The following is a 20650-nucleotide window of genomic DNA, read 5'->3' on the forward strand; positions in this document are numbered from 1 at the left end:
ATTTATTCCCCCAGCATTGAGCGATCGCGCACCGCGCCTTTATCGGCGCTGGTGGCGAACATGGCGTAGGCGCGCAGGGCAAAGGAGACCTGACGCTGACGATCGAGCGGCTTCCAGCCACGGGCCTCGACGGCGACACGGCGGGCAGCCAGCACGCTGTCGGCCACTTCCAGCACCATGCTGCGGGCCGGGATATTGATGCTGATGATGTCGCCATCCTCCACCAGACCTATGGTGCCGCCGGAAGCGGCCTCCGGCGAGACGTGGCCGATGGAGAGGCCCGAGGTACCGCCGGAGAAGCGACCGTCAGTGATCAGGGCGCACGCCTTGCCCAGGCCCATGGATTTCAGATAGGTAGTGGGGTAGAGCATCTCCTGCATGCCGGGGCCCCCTTTCGGCCCTTCGTAGCGGATCACCACTACCTCGCCCGCTTTCACTGTGCCGTCGAGGATACCGCTCACCGCGCTCTCCTGACTCTCGAATACCCGGGCCGGGCCACGGAAGGTGAGGTTCTCCTCATCTACCCCGGCAGTCTTGACGATGGCGCCGTTGACCGCGAGGTTACCTGAGAGCACCGCCAGACCGCCCTCCTGGCTGTAGGCGTTATCCAGCGAGCGGATGCAGCCTTCGGCGCGGTCCAGATCCAGCTCTGGCCAGCGGCAATCCTGACTGAACGCCTTGGTGGTGCGGATCCCGGCCGGGCCGGCGCGGTAGAAGTCCACCACCTCCTGACTCGGCTGACGGCTGACGTCATATTCATTGAGCTGTTCGACGAGAGAGCAACCCAGCACGGTACGGGTATCCCCATGCACCAGACCCGCTTTTTCCAGCTGGCCCAGAATGGCGACCACGCCGCCGGCACGGTGCACATCTTCCATATGGTACTTCTGGGTAGAGGGTGCCACCTTGCAGAGCTGCGGCACCTTGCGCGACATGCGGTCGATATCGGCCATGGTGAAGTCGACGCCAGCCTCCTGCGCCGCCGCCAGCAGGTGCAGCACGGTATTGGTGGAGCCGCCCATGGCGATGTCGAGCGCCATGGCATTCTCGAACGCCGCCTTGGTGGCGATGTTGCGCGGCAGGGCCGAGGCATCGTCCTGCTCATACCAGCGCTTGGCCAAAGTCACGATGCGCTGGCCCGCCAGCTTGAACAGCTGCTCACGATCGGCGTGGGTCGCCAGCATGGAGCCGTTACCCGGCTGGGAGAGACCCAGCGCCTCGGTCAGGCAGTTCATGGAGTTGGCGGTAAACATGCCGGAACAGGAACCGCAGGTGGGGCAGGCGCTGCGCTCCACCTGTTCGCTCTGGGCGTCCGACACCTTGGGATCGGCGCCCTGGATCATGGCATCCACCAGATCCAGCTTGATGATCTGGTCGGAGAGCTTGGTCTTGCCCGCTTCCATCGGGCCGCCGGAGACAAAAATGACCGGGATGTTGATGCGCAAGGCGGCCATCAGCATCCCCGGGGTGATCTTGTCGCAGTTGGAGATGCAGACCATAGCGTCGGCGCAGTGGGCGTTGACCATGTACTCCACCGAGTCGGCGATCAGCTCGCGCGACGGCAGGGAGTAGAGCATGCCGCCATGGCCCATGGCGATGCCGTCATCCACAGCTATGGTGTTGAACTCCTTGGCAACGCCACCCGCGGCTTCGATCTCGCGGGCCACCAGCTGGCCCAGATCCTTGAGGTGGACGTGGCCCGGCACGAACTGGGTGAAGGAGTTGACCACGGCGATGATGGGTTTGCCGAAATCCTGATCGGTCATTCCGGTGGCGCGCCACAGGGCGCGGGCCCCGGCCATGTTACGTCCGTGGGTGGTGGTGGCGGATCTCAACTTCGGCATTGTCTCTACTCCCTGAATGCCCATATGGGCTCGATGCGTTATGCGGTGATGATACGAGTGGATCGGAATCGATCCTGGTGAAGGCTCCTCTGGAAAGCGCTCACCAGAAGCGACTCGGGGAGGCATGACGCCTCCCCTCTCTCATCAGTCGTTGACTGGGGTAAGCCAGCCCCACTTGTCTTCGGTCTTGCCGTTAAACAGGCCAAAGAAGGCGTTCTGCAGCTGCTCGGTCACCGGGCCACGGCTGCCAGCGCCCACCTTCATCCGATCGACGGAGCGCACCGGGGTCACCTCGGCCGCCGTGCCGGTCATGAAGATTTCGTCTGCGACATAGAGCGCCTCGCGGGGCAGCGCCTGCTCGCGCACCTCGTAACCCAGATCGCGGGCCAGCGTCATGATGGTGTCACGGGTGATGCCCGGCAGGATGGCGGCGGTAGCGGGCGGGGTGAACAGCACACCGTTCTTCACCAGAAACAGGTTCTCCCCCGCCCCTTCGCTCAGGTAACCGTTCACATCCAGCGCCAGCCCCTCGGCGAAGCCATTGCGCTTGGCCTCGCGGCTGATCAGCTGGGAAGATAGGTAGTTACCACCCGCCTTGGCGCCGGTGGGAATGGTGTTGGGAGCGAGCCGGTTCCAGGAGGTGACGCACACATCCACCCCGTTTTTCAGCCCCTCCTCCCCCAGATAGGCGCCCCACGGCAGGGCGGCCACCATCAGGTCGGCCTTGGCATCCAGCGGCGGATGCAGCCCCAGCCCCACATTGCCGACAAAGGCCAGCGGGCGCAGGTAGCCGCTCTTCAGGCCGTTCTCGCGCACCACGGTGCGGCAGGCTTCATTCACTTCGGACTCGCTGTAGGGGACGTCCATCCAGTAGATCTTGGCGGAGTCGAACAGGCGGCGGGTGTGCTCCTGCAGACGGAAAATGCAGGTGCCTTTGGGGGTATCGTAGGCACGCACCCCCTCGAACACCGAGGAACCATAGTGCAGGGCGTGGCTCATCACGTGCACCTGGGCATCTTGCCAGGGCACCAGTTTGCCGTTGAACCAGATGTATTGCGGGTGAGTGGCGGATTGGGAAGGCTGTGACATTGGCTTGGCTCCTTAAGCTCTGATCCGGGGTTGCTGTTCCAGTGCATCGACCCGGGAGACGTCCACCAGCTTCACCAGCTGGCTCCACAACTGCTGGATGGGACGCACCGACTCGACAGTAACCGTGATCCGCAGCTGTTGGCAATCCTGCTCCATATTCAAGGCGCAGAGATTGAAGCCGCGGTGGCGCACCACCCGCAGCACCCGCTCCATTACTTCCGGTCTGGGCTGGGCATGGATATGCAGGGTGTGCTGTGCAAATGCTGGCTGTGCAAGGGTGTGCGGGTTCATGGGCGTTGCTCCATCATCTTGTGGTTGGCGACTCCCGGCGGAACCAGGGGCCAGACATTTTCTTCCTCTGAAATGGCCACATGCAGCAGGTAGGCACTCTCGCTGGCCAGCAGGCGATCGAGGGCGCCAGCTATCTGATCCTTGCATGTGATGGTCTCGCCCGGAATGCCGAAAGCGGCAGCCAGGGCGACGAAATCGGGGTTGTCGGAGAGGATGGTCTCGCTGTAACGGCCATCGAAAAACAGCTCCTGCCACTGGCGCACCATGCCGAGGCGCTGGTTATCCAGCAGCACCATCTTCACCTTGAGCTGGGCCCGGCGGATGGTGCCGAGCTCCTGCACGTTCATCATGAAAGAGCCATCACCGCTCACCAGCACCACTTCATCCTCCGGGCGCGACATCTTGGCGCCGATGGCGGCGGGCAGACCAAAGCCCATGGTGCCGAGACCGGCGCTGGAGAGGTGGTTGCGCGGGCTGGTGAAGCGCATGTGCTGGGCGACCCACATCTGGTGCTGACCCACGTCGCAAGCGACCACGCTGCTCTCCGGCAACTTGGCAGAAAGCTGCTTGAGCAGCGCCGGGGCGTAGATGGCCTTACCCGGGTGGTCGTAGCGAAATGCATATTCGCGGGCCATGGCGGCGCAGTGTTCACGCCATGGGGCGATGTCGAGAGTCATGGCGAGGCGTGGCAACACCTGTTTGAGATCCGTGGTGATACCCACCTCGGCGGCGCGGCGCTTGCCGAACTCGGCGGCATCCACATCGAGATGGATCACCTTGGCCTCGGGAGCAAACTCCTCCAGCTTGCCGGTCACCCTGTCGTCGAAACGGGCCCCCACCACCAGCAGCAGATCGCACTGCTGCACCGCGTAGTTGGCAGCCTTGGTGCCGTGCATGCCGAGCATGCCCAAATAAACGAGGCTGTCGGGATCGAGCGCACCAATCCCCTTGAGAGTGGTGACCGCAGGCATGCCGGTGGCGGTGGCAAAGTCACGCAACTGCTGCTCGGCATTGGCCATGCCCACTCCTCCACCGACGTAGAGCACCGGACGCTCGGCGGCAACCACCAGGGTGCGGGCTGCGGTCAGCTCCGAGGGGTTGAGCGCTTCCGGCTCTTCCACCGCAAACAGCGGGCTCTGGGGCGGCACGGCAGCCAGCTGCACATCCTTGGGGAGATCGATCAGCACAGGACCGGGGCGCCCTTCGGTGGCGATGGCGAAAGCTTCTGCCAACACGCGCCCCAGATCGGCGGCATCGGTCACCATAAAGGAGTGCTTGGTGCAGGAGAGAGACATGCCGAGTACGTCGACCTCCTGAAACGCATCGGTGCCGATAGCAGAACAAGGCACCTGACCGCTGATGGCCACCAACGGCACCGAGTCGAGCAGCGCCTCCGCCAGACCGGTTACCAGATTGGTGGCGCCGGGGCCGGAAGTAGCGATGCAGACCCCCACCTGACCGGAGGCGCGAGCATAACCGACCGCGGCCATGGCGGCACCCTGCTCGTGGCGGCAGAGCTGATGGGCCAGACCACCGTCATACAGAGCATCGTAGACCGGCATGATGGCCCCGCCCGGGTAACCAAACACCTGGGTCACACCCTGTTTCTTGAGAGCCTGTACCAAAAACTGCGCGCCGTTCATGTGGAAAATCCTGTCCTTTGGTCGAAAAAAAACCCCCGAGCTGTGGGGCTCGGGGGTCGCTTGTTTCGTTCTGTCCGGTGGTGGGTCTATCCCTTGTTCCGTGCAGCTAAACGAGCCCCGAGCGGTGAGATAATAATCACCACTAGGACCACAATAATGCTGACGAAACGGGAGGCCATGTTCATAGTTACAACCGGAAATCCTGTGAAATTGGGGCGATTTGCACCGCGAATGGCTATTAGAACTAGCACGGTGATTTTTATTGGGCAAGCCTTTTTTCTGTGACAACCCACTGATTTTGGCTATTCCCCAGCCGGAACTCTGGAATAAAAAACCAACAACAAGCAGTTAGTCAGAACATATATCAACTCAAGGACGGGATTTATGTCATTAGCTGTGGTTTATAGCCGTGCCAGCCTCGGGATCGCGGCCCCGCAAGTTACAGTGGAAGTTCATCTCTCCAACGGCCTGCCCGCCTTCAACATGGTCGGCCTGCCGGAAACCTCGGTGAAAGAGTCGCGGGATCGGGTGCGCAGCGCCCTGCTCAACGGCAATTTCGAGTTCCCGAGCAAACACATCACCGTCAATCTGGCGCCCGCCGACCTGCCCAAGGAGGGAGGCCGCTTCGATCTGGCTATCGCTATCGGCATTCTCGCCGCTTCCAAGCAGATACCGGCAAAATATCTGCTCGATCACGAATTTTTAGGGGAGTTGGCCCTGACAGGCGAAATTCGTCCCGTACTCGGGGTGCTGCCCGCCGTGCTCGCCTGCCGGGATGCGGGGCGCACCCTGCTGGTACCGCGAGAGAACGGCCCGGAAGCCTCTCTCATTCAGGATGCCGAGGTGCGCACCGCCCACCAGTTGCTGGCCGTTACCGCCTGGCTGGCCGGTCAGTACGAACTGCCGCTGCCGGCTCAACAAAGCTCGGAGAGCCTGCCCGACGTACCAGATCTGCAGGATGTTATCGGCCAGTCTCAGGCCAAGCGGGCGCTGGAGATCGCCGCCGCCGGCAGCCACAACCTGCTGTTCATCGGCCCGCCCGGCACTGGCAAGAGCATGCTGGCGAGCCGCCTTCCCGGCATCTTGCCGCCGCTGAGTGAGCAGGAGGCGCAGCAGACCGCCGCCATCCACTCCATCGGTGGCCTCACCCCGCGCGCCGGTCACTGGCACCACAGGCCCTACCGCACGCCGCACCACAGCGCCTCGGCGGTGGCGCTGGTGGGGGGTGGCAGCCACCCGCGGCCCGGCGAAATTTCGTTGGCCCACAACGGGGTGCTGTTTCTGGATGAACTGCCGGAGTTCGAGCGCAAGGTGCTCGACTCCCTGCGCGAGCCGCTGGAAACGGGCCACATCACCATCAGCCGGGCCGCCCGTCAGGTCGATTTTCCCGCCCGCTTCCAGCTGGTCGGCGCCATGAACCCCAGCCCCTGCGGCCACTATGGCGATGGCCAGACCCGCTCCAGCCCGGATCAGATCTTGCGCTACCTCGGCAAGCTCTCCGGCCCCTTTCTCGACCGCTTCGATCTGACTGTGGAAGTGCCACTGCTACCCAAGGGGAGCCTGACCGGCAAGGCGGAGCGGGGGGAGTCGAGCCAGCAGATCCGCGATCGGGTGCTGGCGGCGCGAGAGCGCATGCTGAGTCGTAACGGCAAGCTCAACAACCTGCTGGATAGCCGTGAGATAGAGGATATTTGCCGCTTATCACCGCAAGATGCCGAATTTTTGGAGAACGCCATCCAGAAGCTGGGGCTCAGCATCCGGGCCTGGCATCGCATCCTGCGGGTGTCACGTACCATCGCCGATCTGGCCGGGCAACCCGCCATCGGCAAGGAGCATCTTATCGAGGCGCTCGGTTATCGCGCCATGGACCGGCTGCTGTCGCGACTGCGCAGCAGCTGACAGAAGGGAAAGGGTGAATCCGACCCCATAACGGCTCTGAATGGTCTCACGGGCAATCGGCTGATATTATGGCCACAGATCTGACCACTTGATGGCCCTTTATCGACAGCAAGACGGACCCGACTCATGCCCAACAAGCTGACAGAGCGACTGCGCGGCAGCCTCTCCACCCTGCTCTATTTTTTCAACACCCTCTTCTGGTTTGTCCCCATCTTCTCGCTGGGTCTGCTCAAGCTCCTGCTCCCCCTCAAGGGGTGGCGCACCCTCTGCAACTGGCTGCTCGATGGCTGTGCCAGCTGCTGGATCGGTTTCAACAATCTGATCCAGAAAACCATCATCAAAACCCCTTTCGAGGTGGTCGGAGTGGACAAAGGGCGCCGGAATGAGTGGTATATGGTGATTGCCAACCATCAATCCTGGGTCGACATACTGGTACTGCAGCGGGTTTTTAACCAAAAAATCCCCTTCCTGAAGTTTTTCCTCAAGAAAGAGCTGATTTGGGTACCTTTTCTCGGTCTGGCATGGTGGGCGCTCGACTTCCCCTTCATGCGTCGATATTCCAGGAAATTTCTGGAAAAGCATCCCCATCTGGAGGGAAAAGACATTGAAACAACCCGTAAAGCCTGTGCCAGGTTCCGCCACATTCCGGTGAGTGTGATGAACTTCGTCGAAGGCACCCGCTTCACCAAGGGCAAACATCAGAAGCAGGGTTCGCCCTATCGTCACCTGCTCCACCCGAAAGCAGGCGGCATCGCCTTTACCCTGGCAGCCATGGGTGACCAGTTGCATCAACTGGTGGATGTCACCATCGCCTATCCGGACGGCATCCCCAGCTACTGGGACTTCATGTGTGGCCGAGTCGGGCAAATCAAGGTTCAGGTCCGCTATTTGCCGATCGACCGCAAGCTGGTGGGGGATTACTTCAATGACCCCGAGTTCCAACAAGAGTTTCAACAGTGGTTGAACGGGATCTGGCACGAAAAGGACCAGACCCTGAGCCAACTGCTGGCAACCAAGGCGCAGTAAACATTCATGCTATCCCTGCTTCCCGGCCCGCTGGTGCTGATCATCAGCGCCGGCCTGACCATTCTCTTTACCGCCTTGTGCGCCAGCCTGATCCTGCTGGTGTCGCTGGCCAAACTAATACTGCCGCTCCCGGCCTTTGGCCGCGCCTGCAGCCGCCTCAACAACCGCTTCATGAGACTGTGGCTAGCCTGCAATGCGCTGGTGATCAGCCTCACCACCCGTATTGACTGGCAGGTGGAGGACAATACCAAGCTGCGCAAGGATGGCTGGTATCTCATCATCAGCAACCATATGAGCTGGACCGATATCGTGGTGCTCGGCCACCTGTTCCGGGATAGGTTGCCGGTGCCCAAGTTCTTTATGAAACACGAGCTGATCTATATCCCGCTGTTGGGGCTCGCCTGCTGGGGGCTCGATATGCCCTTTATGCGCCGCTATTCACGAGAATTTCTGTTACGAAATCCGCACCTGCGCGGCAAGGATATCGAGACCACCCGCAACGCCTGCGAGAAGTTTCGCCACATCCCCACCACTGTCATCAACTTCGTGGAAGGGACCCGCTTCACCGAGCAGAAACGGGATGCGGCCCGCTCCCGCTATCGTCACCTGATGCCGCCCAAGGCGGCGGGGCTGGCCTTCACGCTGGCCGCCATGGGCGAACAGTTCGACAGCCTGATCAACGTCACCATCCGCTATCCGGACAACGCCGAGACCCCGTTCAAGGACTTCCTGATGGGGCGGGTAAAACGCATTCAGGTGCGGATTGAGGAGCTGCCGGTGAATGAGCAGCTGATAGGAGATTACTTCAACGACAAGCAGTTCAAGCGCGGTTTTCAGGAGTGGCTAAACCAGCGCTGGCAGGAGAAGGACGAGATGCTGGAGGGGTGGCAGAGCGGTCAGGCGCCGCTGCCGGTTGCCGCCAAATCCGGGGAGGAATCCAAAGAGAGCGCAGAAGCCAACTCGGCCAACTGATCTTCGGAAAAGACAGCAATCCCATGGCGGCGCAGCAGGGCGGTGGTCTTGCCCTCGCCCGCCACAGAAACACCTTCGAAGCGGCCGTTATAGATACGGCCGCTGCCACATGAGGGGCTCCCCTCTTTCAGCAGGGCGAAGCGAATGCCCTGCGTCTGACAGATTTCCAGCGCCAGCTCGGCGCCGCGATCAAACTCGGCAGTCACATCCACTCCGCTCGCCGTCACTACGCGCTCGCCCTGCCGCTCGGCAGGAGGGCGCGGGGTCAGCAAACCGCCCGCCACTTCGGGGCAAAACGCCAGTGCCCGCCCTTCGGCACCCAGCGCACTCAGCCAGTCGCTGACAATCCCCTTGCTCTGACCGTCGTAACGCACCGGCTGACCCAGCAAACACGCGCTGACCAGCACACGAACGGGATCCGCACTCAAGCTTCCGCTCCATGCATCACTTGATCGAACATCACGCAGCAGGGACTCTCCAACCGGTAGAGAATAGCAGGGCGCTGTTTGCCGGTGCGTTTGCGGCCGGTATCTACCAGAATGTCGGCGCGATGGATCCGCTTGCGAAATGCCGCCGTATTCATGGGTGTTTGCAGGATGATTTCGAAGGCGCGCTGCACCTCGGAGAGGGTGAACTCGGGCCCCAGCAGTTGTAGCGGCAGGGTGCTGTAGCGGCTCTTGATGCGCAGCCGCTCCAGCCCTTTGGCGATAAGCTGGACATGGTCAAAGGCGAGGCTCAGCCCCGGCAGGTTGGCGAGTGGATGCCAGCAGCCGTGGATCGCCTCCACTTCCGGATCGACCAGACAGAGATAGACCAGGGTCGTGGACCAGCCGCGGGGATCCCGCTCCAGATTGCCGAGGGTGCAGACCTGCTCGCTGTAGCAGTGACCGAGCCCCCACTCCGCCAAAAGACGGCGCTGGGCGGCATCCAGATCCCGATCCCGGGTCTCGTCGATGCGCAGCGCTGGCAGTTGCCAGCAGTGGGCAAAGGGGGGACGATCGCGGGTCTCGAGGAGCAGCTCGAGCCGCTCCTCATGCAACCGCAGCACCACCATATCCAGACTCATTCTCAGCATGCCGATCGCCCTGCTCGCCTTCCATTAATGTTTGGTAGATAATATCACACGAATAGTATGTGCAGGAGCCAATCATGGGAACCGTCGCCAGCCTGGATATTGATGCGCAGAAGGGCTTTACCCCCCTCTGCCCGAACGAACTGCCCGTCGCGGGCGGTGATGATATTGTGGCTGCGCTCAACGCTCAGGCCACCCTCGCCACGCTGCGGATCGGCAGCAAGGACTCTCACCCTGCCAATGCCGACTGGGCCGTTTCTGATCCCGCAGGCATGCTGCTGCCGCTGGATCTGCCCAACGCCGACCTCACTTGGCCGGTGCACTGTGTACCGGGCAGCAAGGGCTTCGAGCTGCTCGACGGCCTGCCCGCCCCCATCGACTATGACTTCTTCGTCTGGAAGGGGGTCGAACCGGATCTCCATCCCTACGGCACCTGCTTCCACGACCTGGCAGAACGGCGCAGCACCGGACTCATCGAATTCCTGCAAGCCCGCCAGGTCGATACCGTACTGGTCGGCGGCCTCGCCACCGACTACTGTGTCAAAACCAGCGTGCTGCAACTTCGCCGCGCCGGTTTCCGGGTGATCGTCCATCTCGATGCCTGCCGTGGCATCGCGCCCGCGACGGTTGCCAGCGCCCACACCCAGATGATTGAGGCTGGCGCCGAACTGGCCCAGACCCTGATCGATGTACAACGCCTGCTGGACGCCTGATATGCCACCGATTCTTACCAGCCTGCTCGACACCGACGCCTGCACGTTACATATGCGGCAGGGGAGCTCCATCGTGCTCACCAGTCTGCGAGGAGCCTGATATGCCCCCAATCCTCACCAGCCTGCTCGACACCGATGCCTACAAACTGCATATGCAGCAGGCGGTGTTCCATCGCTATCCGGATGCCGAGGTGGTGGCCGAGTTTCACAGCCGCAATGAAGAGGATCTGCTGCCCATGATGGGGCAGATCGAGGAGCAACTGCGCCTCGCCGGATCCCTGCGACTGACCAAGCCAGAGCTCGATTTTCTGGCCGAGCGTCCCTTCTTCACTCCTGACTACCTCGACCACCTACGCCGCAAGCCGCTCGACGCCTCCCTGCTCAAGGTGTTCGAGCAGGATGGCCGCATCAATGTGCGGGTCGAGGGCCCCTGGCAGGATGTGATCCTGTGGGAGATCCCGGTGCTTGCCATCATCAGCGAGATGCGCAACCGCTTCCGCTATCCCCAGTTCGGCGTCAGCCACGCACTGGAGCGGCTCGATCAGAAGATCGACAAGCTGGAGAAGGAGCTGAGCAGCGACGAGATGAGCGAGTTCAACCTCATCGACTTCGGCACCCGCCGCCGCTTCTCTCACGCGGTACAGGATGCGGTAGTGGGTCGCCTCAAGGAGCGTCTGCCGGCGTTTCGCGGCACCAGCAACTACATGCTGGCCCAGAAGTACAAGCTGCCCGCGGTCGGCACCCAGGCCCATGAGTGGTTCCAGGCGCACCAGCAGCTCGGCTTCCCGCTGGAGCACAGCCAGCGCGCTGCCCTCACCAGCTGGCTGGACGAGTTCACCGATCATCTCGGCATCGCCCTGACCGACTGCATCACCATGGATGCCTTCCTGCGCGACTTCGACTTCGAGCTGGCCAGCAGCTATCAGGGCCTGCGTCACGACTCCGGCGATCCCGTAGTGTGGGGCGAGAAGGCGATCAGCCACTATCAGCGCCTCGGCATCGACCCCACCGACAAGACCCTGGTCTTCTCCGACGGGCTCAACCTCGACAAGGCGGTGCAGCTGTTCCGCCACTTCCGTGGCCGCATCAATACCAGCTTCGGCATCGGCACCAAGCTCACCTGCGATCTGCCCGGTGTCAGCCCGATGAACATCGTCTTCAAGCTGATCGAGTGCAATGGCGGCCCGGTTGCCAAGATCTCCGACAGCCCGGGCAAGACCCTCTGCCGGGATGCGGAGTTTATCCGCAACCTCAAGCAGGCGTTCCACGTCGGGGTCTGATCTTTCCGAGCACCAGAAAACAAAAAGCCCGCCGGTTCGCACCGGCGGGCTTTTTTATCGACTCAAGGGGTATCAGTCTTTCTTGGCCAGCAGGAACTGCACCAGCTTGTTGAACTGCTCTTGAGAGGTGATGGATTCAATCTTCACCATGTACTTGCCGTTCACCAGGAAGGCCGGTACACCGCGAATGTTGTAGCTCTCGGTGTTGCGATCGAACTGGGAGACCATGCCGGAGACGGCGAAGCTGTCGACGGCACCGTCGAACTCTTCAGCCGGTACGCCGTTGTCCACGAAGATCTTCTTCACATCGTCACGGCTCATCGGCGGCTGACGCTGGGTGTGGATCTTGTTGAAGATGGCCGGAGTCAGCTTGGCTTCGGCATTGAGCAGGCTGGCAACGGCGTAGGCACGCTGCATCTCGGGGCCCATCTCGCGGCCGAGGAAAGCAACCGGGTTCTTCTTGAGGGGCACACCCTCTGGCAACCCGGCCTTCAACTGTTCAACGATCGGTTCGAAGGTAGCGCAGTGCGGGCAGTAGTAGGAGAAAAACTCCATCACTTCCGGCTGGGCACTGCCAGTCTGTTTGACCACATCGTAGTTGACGCCTTCCTTGAACTCGGGGGCGGCGTGAACCATGGGGATCATCAGCATGGCAGCAAGGAAAAATAGAACTTTTTTCATGATGTTTCCTGTTAAGGGATCACTGTGAGGCACGCCCGGCGAACCGAAGCAGTGCCAAGCCTATTGTTTCGCCATGCTGACGTCAATGGTCAGAGCCGGAGATCGAGTCCCCCTTGCCGCGCAAGATCCCTTCTATTTCACCAGTTTGGCATCAGGCTCAACGGCGGTGCCTTCAGCGCCTCCAGCTGATCGTGCAGGGTCGCTATCTGCTGGCGCCAGTAGTGATCGGTATTGAACCAGGGGAAGTGACGGGGGAAGGCGGGATCTTCCCAGCGCCGAGCCAGCCACGCCATGTACTGAACGATGCGCATCGCCCGCAGCGGCTCGATCAGCGCCAGCTCCCGCGAGTCGAACTCCATAAACTCCTCGTAGCCCGCCAGCAGGGTGTCGAGCTGGATCTGCTGCTCGTGGCGCTCGCCGCTGAGCATCATCCAGAGATCCTGAATCGCGGGGCCGGTGCGGCAATCATCGAGGTCGACAAACATGGGGCCATCACGCCACAGGATGTTGCCCAGGTGACAATCGCCATGCAGGGAGATCTGCGCCACATCGAGGGTCATGGCGTCGCTGACATGTTTAATCAGCTCGTCGAGTACCCCGAAGAATTGCTTCGCCAGCCCGCTTGGCAGCCACTCGCCAGACGCCAGCAGCTGACGCGGTTCATGCAGCATGCTCTCCACATCGAGCCGCACTCGATGGTGGAACGGCTTGCTGGCACCGATCTGATGAATGCGGCCGAGGAAACGCCCCACCCACTCCAGTTGATCGAGATTATCCACCTCGAACTGGCGGCCACCGACGCTCTGCCAGATGGCAAAGGGGTAGCCCTCGTGCTCCAGCAGGGTCTCGCCAGCAAAGGCGAGTGGCGCAGCGACCGGGATCTCAGCCTCTGCAAGGCGGGTGGCAAACTCGTGCTCCTCGAGGATCTGGGCCCGACTCCAGCGGCCGGGACGGTAGAACTTCACCACATAGCGGCGACGATCCTCATCCTGAAACTGATAGACCCGGTTTTCGTAACTGTTGAGCTCGATAAGGCCGGAGTCGAGCCGCAGGCCACTGAGATCGAGCGCATCCATGATGAGGTCGGGATTGAGGTCGGAATAGTTGAAACGCATGTCATCCACCATAAGAAAGGGGCGCCGTTGCGCCCCATTCTATCACTACTGACCAGCATTGCCGTGCTCGCTGGTGACCGGACTGGTGTCACGCCAGGCCCGCAGCCACACGCAGTTACAACCGGCTGATAAACTTGCTGCCCTGGCGCAGGTTGCCCTTGCTGTCATCGGGCGCCGCCCCCTCCCGTTTCAGCACGAACTGGATATCCAGCGCCGGCCGTTTCAGGTTGTAGGGATCGACCGCCAGACTGACCGGCAGGGTGTAGATCTCGCCCGCCTTCAGGGTCACTTCACGGGGGCCGAACCACTGATACTCGGGCAAGCCCTCCACATCCAGCTGGTAGGTCTGGGACTGCAGGGTCTTGTTGAGGATCTTGAGGGTATAGGTGTTCTCGATAAGCCCCTCGCTGTTCTCGCGGAACAGCTGGTTGCGATCCCGCAGGATATCGAGCCCCATCGGCATGATGGACATGGCGTTGTAGACAAAGACCCCCAGCATCACTGCCATCACCAAGCCGTAACCTATCAGCTTGGGCCGCGCCACATGAGTGGAGTCGTTGGCCAGCTTGTGTTCTGTGGTGTAGCTGATGAGCCCTTTCGGGTAGCCCATCCGCTCCATGGTCTGGTCGCAGGCATCGACGCAGGCGCCGCAGTTGATGCACTCATACTGCAAGCCGTCGCGGATGTCGATACCGGTCGGGCAAACCTGCACGCAGAGATCGCAGTCGATACAGTCTCCCAGCCCCATCGCCTTGGGATCCGCCTTGCGGGAGCGGGCGCCACGGGTCTCGCCACGCTTGGTGTCATAGCCGACGATGAAGGTGTCCTTGTCGAACATGGCGGACTGGAAGCGGGCATAGGGGCACATGTGGATACACATGATGGCACGCATCCAGCCCGCGTTGCCGTAGGTGATGATGGTGAAGAAGATCACCCAGAACAGCACCCATCCGCTGGCCTGCAGAGTGAAGAGGTCCGGCACCAGTTCAGTTACATCCTGGAAGTAGGCGACAAAGGTCAGGCCGGTCACCAGCGAGATCGCCAGCCAGGCCAGATGCTTGGCTCCCTTGCGGGCCAGCTTCTCGCCGCTCCAGGGCGCCTCGTCCAGCTTGCGCCGCTTGTTGGCGGGCCCTTCCAGCTTCTCTTCAAACCAGATGAACATGAAGGTCCAGACCGTCTGCGGGCAGAGATAGCCACACCAGACCCGACCGAGGAAGGTGGTAATAAAGAAGAGTCCGAAGGCGGCGATCATGAAGAGCCAGGCGAGCAGAGTCAGATCCTGCGGCCAGATGGTGGCGCCAAAGATATGGAACTGCTGGTGACCGAGGTCGAACAGCACCGCCTGTCGCCCGTCGTAACGCAGCCAGGGCAGCAGCACGAACAGCGCCACAAAAAACCAGCCCATGGCCTTGCGCATCCGCTGCCAATAACCTTTCTGGGCCCGCACATAGATGCGGTTGCCCGGATTGAATCTGTCGTCGCTGGCTTTGAACGTATTGGGGTTGAAGGTCCCGGTTACGCCCTTGTCGGTGACGTCCTTGATATCGATTTTATCGTGGTCGGCCATTGCAAGACATCGCTCCCTTATTTGTTATGGAGCGGATTATATCTTAAACAGCATGCTAATTGTGTGGATTAGATGTATCTAATATTGGGGTTGGATCGCAATTTTTGGCAACAAAAAAGCGCATCACCCCAGGGTGATGCGCTTCCAACAAAGATTCACTTGATTCCGCGTGCCTTGAGCAGTGCCTCTTTGAAATCGGGCACATGATCCTTGGCCAGACCGGGGATCATCGCCTGCTTGTCGGATTCCCGCATCTTGAGGTGATAGATCAGCATGTCGTCGGTCAGCTCGGACAGAGGCCCTTCAAATCCCGCTTCTTGGGCCAGTTTGGCAACAAACTGCACCAGGCTGAGATCCTGTTCCTTGATCCAGGCAGGCTGCAACAACTCCAGCAGCTCTTCGATACGATGACATTGCATAGACAACCTCTTTAATCTGTCACGTTAAATTCAGGCAACCTTACCCATCAAGGCTACTTCGATTCGATCCCGCCCATTATGCTTGGCCTGATAGAGTGCCGCATCCGCTTTTTGGATCAAATCGGCGATTTTCATGCTGTTGTCCGGTATCAGTGTCGCAACACCAAAACTACATGTGACCCGACCGGAGACCAGTGACTTCTGGTGCGGGATGGCCAGCTCCTTGAGCGCCTGCCGCACATTGTCCGCCACCTGCAGTGCCCCCTGCATGCCGGTGCAGGGCAGCAGCAAGGCAAACTCTTCGCCCCCGTAACGGGCCGCCAGATCGTCCTCGCGCCGCTCCACCTCGGCCAGCAGCCCCGCCACCTGTTGCAGGCAGTCATCCCCCAGCTGATGGCCGTAGAGATCGTTGAACTGCTTGAAGTAATCCACATCCACCAGCACCAGCGACAGCGGCGCCCGGGCGCGGTGACAGCGCCGCCAGGCCCGCTCCAGAGAGTCGTCGAGGTGAGCGCGGTTGGCGATGCCGGTCAGGCCGTCGAGGCGGGAGGTGAGACGCAAATGCTCGGAGACCGCCTTCAGTTCGGCAACCAGCTCGGCGTTGGAGAAACGGTGGTGGAGCGAGGCGATCTGATCCCGCCGCATCCGGCGCAGCAGGGTCGGCAGAAAGACAAACAGATAGCCCGCCAGCATGCAGGAGACGATCCGCTCCTGCTCGTTGCCATTGCCAAGCTCGAACAGCATCGCCATACCCAGCGGCAGGGCGGAACCATAGAGGGTACGGCGGCTGCCAAACAGCATGATGGCGCTGCCGGTAAGAATGAGGCTGGAGAGCATCATCATGGCGGCCCGATAGGTATCGGGCAACTTGTCCATGTAGAGCAGTACCCCGAGAGCCCAGATGATTGAGGTGATGGTGGCTCCGATAAAGAGCTCCCGCTCCAGCACTGGCAGCGGTGTCTGGTGCAGGCGGGCTCGACGCCAGCGCAGGTGCCAGCCCCGACCCAGCAGCCACAGAAAAGTGCCTGCCAGCCAACCGAGCGCTTCGATGGCGGGTAGATAGTCGTGAAACAGCAGACTCCAGCCAAATGCCAACACGCCCAAACAGGGGAGACTGAACGATGCATGGGTATAGAGCTGGGCCATAATGGCCTGCTTAACCTGGCGTGTCACACTCTGGGTCAACTGAGTACTCCTGTACAAGAGCCGAGCAGTCTACCATTACCCCCTGACCCGCAACAATAAAGCGCCGCTTATTAAGAAGTTAATCAATCAATAACGATTTCTTCTGCGCTGGCAGGTGAGTCCTTGCTCACCCCTTCTCCAATTCGTCGAGGATCGGGCACTCGGGATTTTCATCCCCGTGGCAGCAGCAAACCAGCCCTTCCAGGGAGGTAAGCATGGCCTGCAAACCGGCAATGCGGGCGCGCAGATCGACGATCTTCTCCTGCGCCAGCTTCTTCACCTGGGCGCTGGTTCTGTGTTCGTCCCGATAGAGCGCCAGCAGCTCCTGACACTCCTCCAGATTGAAGCCGGTCTCCCGCGCCCGCTTGACGAAACGCAGCTCGCGCAGCGCCCCTTCGGTGTAACTGCGATAGCCGTTGTCACTGCGTACCGGGGCTGTGATGAGGCCAATGCTCTCGTAATAACGGATGGTCTTGGCGGTCAGCCCAGTGGCCTTGGCAACCTTGCTGATGTTCATTTATGCCTCCTTACTGATCGGGTTGGATGCTGGCCCGTGCGCCGCCCTGGGCTGCCAGCGTTTCAATAACAGGGAATTGCTCAAAACGGTAATGCTGCTCAGGGCCATGGCCCCCCCCGCCAGCTCGGGGCTCAGGTAGCCCAGCGCCGCCAGCGGAATGCCGATGATGTTGAACACGAAGGCCCAGAACAGATTCTGCTGTATGGTGCGCCAGGTGGCCGCCGAGATGTCGATGGCATCGGCCACCAGCCGCGGGTCGGATCGCATCAGGGTGATGGAAGCGGTCTCCATCGCCACGTCGGAGCCGGAGCCCATGGCGATGCCGACGTCCGCCGCCGCCAGCGCCGGGGCATCGTTCACCCCGTCCCCCACCATAGCCACCAGCCCGCGGGTTTGCGCCCGCAGCGCCTCCACTTTCTCCACCTTGCCCGCTGGCAGCACGGAGTCAAAGGCCCCGTCCAGCCCCAGCTTGGCGGCAATATGGGCCACCGGCGCCGGTGCATCGCCGCTCACCAGCCAGCTGGCGATGCCGCGCTGGCGCAGGGTGGCGATGGCTTCCGGACTCTCGGGGCGCAGGGTATCGGCCAAAGCAGCGATACCAACCACAGCACCGTCGATGGCCACCCAAACCCGGGTCGCCCCATCGGCGGCTTGTTCATCCTGTTGCGGCGGTTCAATGCCGAGCTGGGCCAGCAGGGCGGCGTTGCCGATGGCCACCTCATGGTCCGCCACCAGGCCTTTGATCCCGGCACCGACCCGCACCTCGACCTCCTCCGGCTGGGGCAGCACCACGTCTGTGCCGACCGCCTCTCGCATGGCCAGCGCCAGCGGGTGTTCGCTCGCCTGCTGCAGGGCGGCAGCCAGATGCAACTGCTCAGCAGTGCCGCTCCAGCTGGCCAACACAGGCTTGCCCTGAGTGAGGGTGCCGGTCTTGTCGAAGATCAGCGCCTTGATGGCGTGGGCCTTTTGCAGGGTATCCACATCCTTGATCAGGATGCCGTGGCGCGCCGCCCCCCCGGTGCCAGTGACGATGGCGGCGGGAGTCGCCAATCCGAGGGCGCAGGGACAGGCGATCACCAGCACTGCCACCGCTGCCAGCAGCGCCTGCGCGAAGTCATTGCTGATGGCGTACCACACCAGCAGGGTAAACAGGGCGATGGCCATCACCACCGGCACAAACACGGCGGAGACCTTGTCCACCAGCTGTTGCAGCGGCGCCTTGCCCATCTGGGCGCTCTCGACCAACGCGATGATCTTGCTGAGGCTGGAATCCTCCCCCACGGTAGTGGCCTCGATCTCCAGCACACCAGAGCGGTTGATGGCACCGCCCAACACCTTGTCGCCCTCGCCGCGCGGCACTGGCAGGCTCTCGCCGGTGAGGATCGACTCATCCAGCTCGCTGGCACCGCTCACGATTTTGCCATCCACCGGCACCCGCTCACCCACCAGCACCCGCAGCCGATCGCCACGCAGCACCTCGTCGATGGCGACGCTCTGCCAACTCTCGCCACGCCAGACGGTGGCGGTTTCCGGCCGCAGCGCCATCAGTTCGCGAATGGCGGACTGGGTGCTGCGTCTGGCCCGAGCTTCCAGCAGTTTTCCCAACGAAATCAGGGTAATGATGATGGCGCTCGCCTCGAAATAGAGCTTGCCGCTGGCAGCCATCCCCAGCGTCAACAACAGATAGAGGCTGTAGAAGTAGGCGGCGCTGGTACCGGTGGCCACCAGCACATCCATATTGGCTGCGCGGTTCTTGATGGCGAGCCAGGCGCCTCGATAGAAACGAGCGCCGATCCAGAACTGCACCGGGGTGGCAAGCAGCAGCTCCAGCCAGGCGGGTAGATGCCAGGGGAACAGTCCGGCCATGGCCAGCATCCCCACCAGCAGCGGCAACGTCAGCAAAGCCGAGACGATGACCCGGATCTGCGCCTGACGGGCTGTGGCAGCCTCCTGCGCTTCCCGCTCCAGCAACTGCTGGCGGCGGCCGCTGGCCGAGCCTTGTGCCAGCTGAGCGCCAAAGCCGAGCGCTTCGATCTGCCCGCGCAAAGCGGCCGGGGTCTGCATCCCGGGTACCAGCACAATCCGGGCCTGTTCGATGGAGAAATTGACCTCGGCCGAGATAACGCCGGGCAGTGCGGCCAGCATCTTGTTCAGTCGAGCCGAACAACCGGCACAAGTCATGCCGGTAATTTGGAACAAAAAGGTCTCGCTGCCGTAGTCATAACCCTGACTCTTGATACTGTCGAGCACCGCAGGCAAACGGTCGGGGCTGGCCAGCTCGATGGCCGCCTGCTCCAGCGCGAAGTTGACGGTGGCCGATACCCCGTCGAGTTTGTTGAGACTGGCCGCGATACGGCCTGCACAGTTGGCACAGCTCATGCCGCTCAGCGGCAACTGCAGATGAATCGGTGATTGAAGATGAGTGGTCATGTTGTTCCTCCCCGGAACCCGTCGGCACCACAAAACGCCGACTGGCAAACCCTAACCTTTACCGTAAGAGTAAGCTCAAGCCACATGATCCACTTTTTGCAGATGAAAAAACGGCACCCGTTTGCTGCCAGAGAGCAAACGGGTGCCGCATTCAGCTATTGCGCGGTGTGAGCGGAGCTCAGATACCGTACTGGGCGCGATAAGCCTTCATGGCCGCCAGTTGCGCCGCCAGCTCCGGCTGCTCGGCCTGCTTCTCCTCCAGATACTGGATCAAGTCGCTCATCTGGATGATGGCGATGATGTGAGCGCCGTAGTCACGCTCCACCTCCTGAATGGCGGAGAGCTCGCCCTTGCCCTTCTCCTGACGGTCCAGCGCGATCAGTACGCCAGCCAGCGAGGCGCCGTTGGCCTGGATCAGATCCATGGATTCACGGATGGCGGTGCCGGCGGTGATGACATCGTCCACCAGCATGATCCGTCCCTTGAGCGGGCTGCCCACCAGATTGCCACCCTCGCCGTGATCCTTTGCCTCCTTGCGGTTGAAGCACCAGGGCACGTCCACATCGTGCTGCTCCACCAGTTGCACTGCGGTAGCGGAGGCGATGGGGATCCCCTTGTAGGCCGGACCAAACAGCACATCAAACTCGATACCGGCATCCATCAGAGCTGCGGCATAGAAGCGGCCGAGACGGGCCAAATCGCGGCCGCTGTTGAACAGACCGGCGTTGAAGAAGTAGGGGCTTTTACGACCGGATTTCAGGGTAAATTCACCGAATTTGAGAACCTGTTTCTCCAGGGCGAACTCGATAAATTGACGCTGGTAGGCTTTCATTCTGGCTCCTTGCTTGGCTTGTCGTTGTCTTGTGTGGGGGTATAAAAAAACGCGGTCAATGCCGCGTTTGCAGGA

General features: G+C 61.4%; 19 protein-coding genes. 5 read left to right on the forward strand and 14 right to left on the reverse strand.

Going from position 1 to position 20650, the window contains the following annotated elements:
- Window positions 1-2 precede the first annotated feature (2 nt).
- The 4 genes from ilvD to ilvG form a co-directional block, all read right to left on the reverse strand.
- Window positions 3-1844, reverse strand: a complete 1842-nt coding sequence (gene ilvD / locus ACTG1P_RS12350; RefSeq protein WP_139741313.1) for a dihydroxy-acid dehydratase — start codon at window positions 1842-1844, stop codon at window positions 3-5.
- A 144-nt stretch (window positions 1845-1988) separates the two neighbouring features.
- A complete protein-coding gene (locus ACTG1P_RS12355; protein ID WP_040067634.1) occupies window positions 1989-2933 on the reverse strand; it encodes a branched-chain amino acid transaminase in 945 nt (314 codons plus the stop codon).
- A gap of 12 nt (window positions 2934-2945) precedes the next feature.
- On the reverse strand, window positions 2946-3224 hold the full coding sequence (gene ilvM, locus ACTG1P_RS12360; protein ID WP_005342011.1) for an acetolactate synthase 2 small subunit: 279 nt from the start codon (window positions 3222-3224) through the stop codon (window positions 2946-2948).
- The gene (gene ilvG / locus ACTG1P_RS12365) at window positions 3221-4867 is read right to left on the reverse strand and encodes an acetolactate synthase 2 catalytic subunit (RefSeq protein WP_440001394.1); all 1647 of its coding nucleotides are present in this window, start codon (window positions 4865-4867) and stop codon (window positions 3221-3223) included. Before ilvG ends, ilvM begins: the two co-directional genes overlap by 4 nt.
- Before the next feature lie 384 nt (window positions 4868-5251).
- Here ilvG and ACTG1P_RS12370 point away from each other — a divergent pair, with 384 nt between their 5' ends.
- The 3 genes from ACTG1P_RS12370 to ACTG1P_RS12380 all read left to right on the forward strand — a co-directional run bounded on the left by ACTG1P_RS12370 (window position 5252) and on the right by ACTG1P_RS12380 (window position 8764).
- Entirely contained in the window at window positions 5252-6766 is a 1515-nt protein-coding gene (locus ACTG1P_RS12370; protein ID WP_440001395.1) for a YifB family Mg chelatase-like AAA ATPase, read from the forward strand.
- Between the two features lie 126 nt (window positions 6767-6892).
- Window positions 6893-7792 carry an acyltransferase gene (locus ACTG1P_RS12375; protein WP_440001396.1) on the forward strand — a complete coding sequence of 300 codons (900 nt, stop codon included), beginning with the start codon at window positions 6893-6895 and terminating at the stop codon, window positions 7790-7792.
- A 6-nt stretch (window positions 7793-7798) separates the two neighbouring features.
- Entirely contained in the window at window positions 7799-8764 is a 966-nt protein-coding gene (locus tag ACTG1P_RS12380; RefSeq protein ID WP_278170047.1) for an acyltransferase, read from the forward strand.
- On the opposite strand, the gene ACTG1P_RS12385 is transcribed toward ACTG1P_RS12380, so the two are convergent.
- The gene (locus tag ACTG1P_RS12385; protein WP_278170049.1) at window positions 8689-9192 is read right to left on the reverse strand and encodes a DUF523 domain-containing protein; all 504 of its coding nucleotides are present in this window, start codon (window positions 9190-9192) and stop codon (window positions 8689-8691) included. The genes ACTG1P_RS12380 and ACTG1P_RS12385 overlap by 76 nt on opposite strands.
- Window positions 9189-9839 (reverse strand): NUDIX hydrolase, encoded by a 651-nt coding sequence (locus tag ACTG1P_RS12390; protein WP_005339607.1) that lies wholly within the window; start codon window positions 9837-9839, stop codon window positions 9189-9191. Before ACTG1P_RS12390 ends, ACTG1P_RS12385 begins: the two co-directional genes overlap by 4 nt.
- Window positions 9840-9913: 74 nt before the next feature.
- On the opposite strand from ACTG1P_RS12390, the gene ACTG1P_RS12395 reads away from it, so the two are divergent.
- The gene (locus ACTG1P_RS12395; protein ID WP_005356142.1) at window positions 9914-10549 is read left to right on the forward strand and encodes a nicotinamidase; all 636 of its coding nucleotides are present in this window, start codon (window positions 9914-9916) and stop codon (window positions 10547-10549) included.
- Between the two features lie 101 nt (window positions 10550-10650).
- Entirely contained in the window at window positions 10651-11829 is a 1179-nt protein-coding gene (gene pncB, locus ACTG1P_RS12400; protein ID WP_005339605.1) for a nicotinate phosphoribosyltransferase, read from the forward strand.
- Between the two features lie 72 nt (window positions 11830-11901).
- On the opposite strand, the gene ACTG1P_RS12405 is transcribed toward pncB, so the two are convergent.
- The 8 genes from ACTG1P_RS12405 to pyrE form a co-directional block, all read right to left on the reverse strand.
- Window positions 11902-12510, reverse strand: a complete 609-nt coding sequence (locus ACTG1P_RS12405) for a thiol:disulfide interchange protein DsbA/DsbL (protein WP_005356138.1) — start codon at window positions 12508-12510, stop codon at window positions 11902-11904.
- Between the two features lie 137 nt (window positions 12511-12647).
- Complete coding sequence (locus ACTG1P_RS12410) at window positions 12648-13637, reverse strand: serine/threonine protein kinase (RefSeq protein WP_440001397.1); 990 nt, start codon at window positions 13635-13637, stop codon at window positions 12648-12650.
- Between the two features lie 103 nt (window positions 13638-13740).
- Entirely contained in the window at window positions 13741-15192 is a 1452-nt protein-coding gene (ccoG, locus tag ACTG1P_RS12415; RefSeq protein WP_005357450.1) for a cytochrome c oxidase accessory protein CcoG, read from the reverse strand.
- A gap of 155 nt (window positions 15193-15347) precedes the next feature.
- Window positions 15348-15611, reverse strand: coding sequence for a YihD family protein (locus tag ACTG1P_RS12420; protein ID WP_005339598.1), 264 nt, complete (start codon window positions 15609-15611; stop codon window positions 15348-15350).
- Window positions 15612-15641: 30 nt separating this feature from the next.
- A complete protein-coding gene (locus ACTG1P_RS12425; protein ID WP_005339596.1) occupies window positions 15642-16796 on the reverse strand; it encodes a GGDEF domain-containing protein in 1155 nt (384 codons plus the stop codon).
- Window positions 16797-16923: 127 nt separating this feature from the next.
- Window positions 16924-17313, reverse strand: coding sequence for a Cu(I)-responsive transcriptional regulator (gene cueR, locus ACTG1P_RS12430; RefSeq protein WP_005356117.1), 390 nt, complete (start codon window positions 17311-17313; stop codon window positions 16924-16926).
- Window positions 17314-19743 (reverse strand): heavy metal translocating P-type ATPase, encoded by a 2430-nt coding sequence (locus tag ACTG1P_RS12435; RefSeq protein WP_439981496.1) that lies wholly within the window; start codon window positions 19741-19743, stop codon window positions 17314-17316.
- Between the two features lie 178 nt (window positions 19744-19921).
- Window positions 19922-20575, reverse strand: coding sequence for an orotate phosphoribosyltransferase (pyrE, locus tag ACTG1P_RS12440; protein ID WP_010676102.1), 654 nt, complete (start codon window positions 20573-20575; stop codon window positions 19922-19924).
- Between the last annotated feature and the right edge of the window lie 75 nt (window positions 20576-20650).

The sequence above is a fragment of the Aeromonas sp. 11P genome, assembly GCF_051920165.1.
In the GTDB taxonomy this organism is placed as follows: Bacteria; Pseudomonadota; Gammaproteobacteria; order Enterobacterales; family Aeromonadaceae; genus Aeromonas; species Aeromonas veronii.